This is a genomic window from Nostoc sp. CHAB 5715 (assembly GCF_020829685.1).
Lineage (GTDB): Bacteria > Cyanobacteriota > Cyanobacteriia > Cyanobacteriales > Nostocaceae > Nostoc.
Genome location: NZ_JAIVFR010000887.1, coordinates 1 through 3,139, shown reverse-complemented (window position 1 = coordinate 3,139; position 3,139 = coordinate 1). Strand labels below are relative to the sequence as shown.

The 3,139-nt window shown below is 45.4% G+C and carries 3 protein-coding genes; all 3 read left to right on the top strand.

Features of this window, described 5'->3' with window-relative positions; genetic code table 11:
- Positions 1 to 367 precede the first annotated feature (367 nt).
- From tyrS to LC574_RS33165, 3 genes are read left to right on the top strand one after another with little or no spacing between them, the layout of a single operon-like run.
- Positions 368 to 1,552 (top strand): tyrosine--tRNA ligase, encoded by a 1,185-nt coding sequence (gene tyrS / locus LC574_RS33175; RefSeq protein ID WP_229457834.1) that lies wholly within the window; start codon positions 368 to 370, stop codon positions 1,550 to 1,552.
- A 21-nt stretch (positions 1,553 to 1,573) separates the two neighbouring features.
- The gene (gene pyrF, locus LC574_RS33170) at positions 1,574 to 2,302 is read left to right on the top strand and encodes an orotidine-5'-phosphate decarboxylase (protein WP_229457833.1); all 729 of its coding nucleotides are present in this window, start codon (positions 1,574 to 1,576) and stop codon (positions 2,300 to 2,302) included.
- On the top strand, positions 2,299 to 3,135 hold the full coding sequence (locus tag LC574_RS33165; protein WP_306422195.1) for a hypothetical protein: 837 nt from the start codon (positions 2,299 to 2,301) through the stop codon (positions 3,133 to 3,135). The genes pyrF and LC574_RS33165 overlap by 4 nt, the downstream gene beginning before the upstream one ends.
- Positions 3,136 to 3,139: the final 4 nt, after the last annotated feature.

Below are 3,139 nucleotides of genomic sequence, written 5' to 3'. Positions count from 1 at the left end.
TAGCTGTCTCACATCTGGCAAATTGCGGAAACTAATGGCTAAACCAACCAGTCATCCGGCTACAATGGAAATTGCTAGCATGGTCATTGAAAGGAGAGTACCGCCAGCTACCTGACCGACTCCTTTCAAAAACTCAAAACCTGATGAAGCCCGACGTTGTGGCTGTTTATCTTCAAAAGTCCTAGAAGACGACACGGCGATTTCACTTCCTCACTTGTAAATTTAACTGTAATTGATTGGACGAAGCAAGGCGGTTAATTTTTTGCAATTATAGTAGTTTGGCAGATGAGAAAGCGGATAAATTGCAAGTGTTTATAACCAACTTAACTTCTAGTTTGCAAAACGTAGCTAACAGGGATTTTCTAGTATGACGCAAGATTTAGCTTGGCTGCGTCGTGGTGTGGTAGAAGTTTTCCCACAACCAACTGATGTTAACAGTGAAACTCTAGAAAAGCGCTTGGTAACTACAAACCAACCTTTGAGGATCAAATTGGGCATTGACCCTACGGGTACTGATATTCATCTTGGTCATAGCATACCAGTACGAAAACTGCGAGCGTTTCAAGATGCAGGCCATATAGCAGTTCTGATTATTGGCGATTTTACCGCACGCATTGGTGATCCGACAGGTAAATCTGAAGTGCGTCGTCAGCTTACAGAAGCAGATGTAGCCCAAAATGCTCAGACTTATCTTGACCAAGTACGTCCTATCTTGGATTTTGACACACCAGGAAGATTAGAGGTGCGCTATAACTCCGAATGGCTCTCTGGACTAAACTTAGAGAAAATTTTGGAGTTACTCTCGACGATGACGGTGGGGCAAATGTTGGCTAAGGAAGGATTCGCCGATCGCTATAAAAAAGAGAATCCGATTTTTATCCATGAGTTCCTGTACCCGTTAATGCAAGGTTTCGATTCCGTTGCCGTTGAGGCAGATGTGGAATTGGGAGGGACTGATCAGAAATTTAACATTGCTGTGGGCAGAGATTTGCAACGCCATTTTGGTCAAAAGCCACAGTTTGGGATGCTGCTGCCGATTTTGATTGGCACAGATGGGGTGCAAAAAATGTCCAAGTCTTTAGGTAATTATATTGGGTTGTCGGAACATCCTGGGCAAAAATATCAGAAGTTACAAGGCGTTCTGGATAATCTGCTGGAGGAGTATTTTGAACTGTTGACAGATTTACCTTTGGATCAACTGCCAGAAAATCCCCGCGATCGCCAGACACTTTTAGCATGGGAAGTTGTCAAACAGTACCACGGCGAACAAGCAGCCCAAGAGGCGAAAGAAGCCGCCCAAAGCGGTGGAAAGGAAGGTGCAGTTCCAGAATTCTCTCTAGCTGAGGTATCGCATCCCGCTAAGTTAGCGTATATTCTCAATGTCACTGGCTTATGCAAAAGTACGGGGGAAGGAAAGCGAAAAATTCAAGAAGGTGGAGTGCGCTTAGATGGCGATCGCATTACCGATGTTGATACTACTTTTGCACAAGCCGACCAGTTACAAGGTAAGGTTTTACAAGTTGGCAAAAATAAGTTTGTACGTTTAGTTTAAATGGGGAGTGGGGAGTAGGGAATGGGGAATGGGGAACAGGTACAACGAGTTATAGTGGCTTTGGATGTGGCGGATGAACAAAGTGCGATCGCTCTTATAGATCGACTCCCGCAAGTGGTTTGGTGGAAAGTCGGCTTAGAGTTGTTTACCAGCACTGGCCCGAAAATTCTAGAAGTGCTAAAGTCCAAAGAAAAGCGCATCTTCCTAGATTTAAAGTTTCACGATATCCCGAACACAGTCGCTGGTGCAAGTCGTAGTGTAGCTCGTTACGGGGTAGATTTATTGACAATTCATGCAACATGTGGTAAAGAAGCTCTGAAAGCTGCAACAGAAGCGGCACAAGAAGGGGCAGCCCAAACAGGTGTAAAACCGCCTAAATTAATTGCCATTACTTTATTAACGAGTATTTCTGCTAGACAGCTGGCGTTTGATTTAAAGATTCCCCTAGAGTTACCAGAATACGCGCTAGAAATGGCACTGCTGGCTCAAGAGGCAAGATTAGATGGGGCAGTTTGTTCGCCCCAAGAGGCGGCAGTGCTACGACAAACTTGTGGAGATGACTTTTTGCTAGTTTGTCCAGGAGTTAGACCAACTTGGGCAGATAAAGGCGATCAACAGCGATCGCTCACGCCAGCACAAGCCATTAAAGCAGGCGCAAATTATCTAGTAATTGGGCGTCCCATCACTACTACTACTGAGCCAGAGTTAGCTTGGAAGAGGATTTCTGAGGAGTTAACCACGGTGGCATGAAGCTAAAAGTCAGTAAGAAGCCGGGGGATCGGGTGCAGGGTGTAGGGGAGAACAATCTTACCTCTTCGCTCAAAAAGAAAAATTATAGTTGGCTTTTAGCTTGTAGCTTCTGGGTTTTAGTATCAAATAGCCTTGCTTACCCAGCGTTCTCGATAAACCTCACCCCTAAACCCTCTGCGCTAGCAGAAAAGGAAAATGTCAACGGTGGGGTAAAGTCTTTGTGTTCTGAGCAAAATTTAGAAACATTAACTATACAGCTACTGCAAAATTTACCTAGTTATACTAATCGCGCTAGTCAACGCGCCCGCCGCCTCAGAAGAAGCAGTGATATTTACAGTTATATCCTAGTGGCAGGAAGACCTGAGTTTACTCCTCTACCCCTTAACCTTGAAGAATATAGTGCAGACGCGTCTAAAAGTTCTGCATCAGGAGTTGAGCAAGTTTTCTTCACTACCTTAGAGCGGCAGTACATAGGAAAGAAAGCAGTAGAATTGCAGGAATTCCACTGGCTATTGTTGACTAAAACTAAAATTGGTTGGCGTTTAGTGATGATGTTTTCTCAAATTGGTTCCTACTCAGGACAGCAGCCAGTATCTCCGCCACGCGATAGTAGTAACGGCACTGTTGCCCAAGGAGTTAAAACTTGGTTACGCGATTGTCAAGCTGGAAGTGTACGTCAAAGAAGAGGAAAAGGGGCAGGGGGCAGGGGAAAGAAGTTTCCAATGCCCAATACTTCGACTTCGCTCAGTACAAGTGCCCAATGCCCGAAGCGGCGGGGCGGCTGTCCCTCTCCACGCCACTTGCGGGATGGAGTTTCCCGCCGCTTTCTATGAATTG

What these genes read in the sequence shown, in the direction of transcription:
- tyrS (WP_229457834.1), top strand. Translation starts at nt 368, where the DNA reads ATGACGCAAGATTTAGCTTGGCTGCGTCGTGGTGTGGTAGAAGTTTTC.
- pyrF (WP_229457833.1), top strand. Translation starts at nt 1,574, where the DNA reads ATGGGGAATGGGGAACAGGTACAACGAGTTATAGTGGCTTTGGATGTG.
- LC574_RS33165 (WP_306422195.1), top strand. Translation starts at nt 2,299, where the DNA reads ATGAAGCTAAAAGTCAGTAAGAAGCCGGGGGATCGGGTGCAGGGTGTA.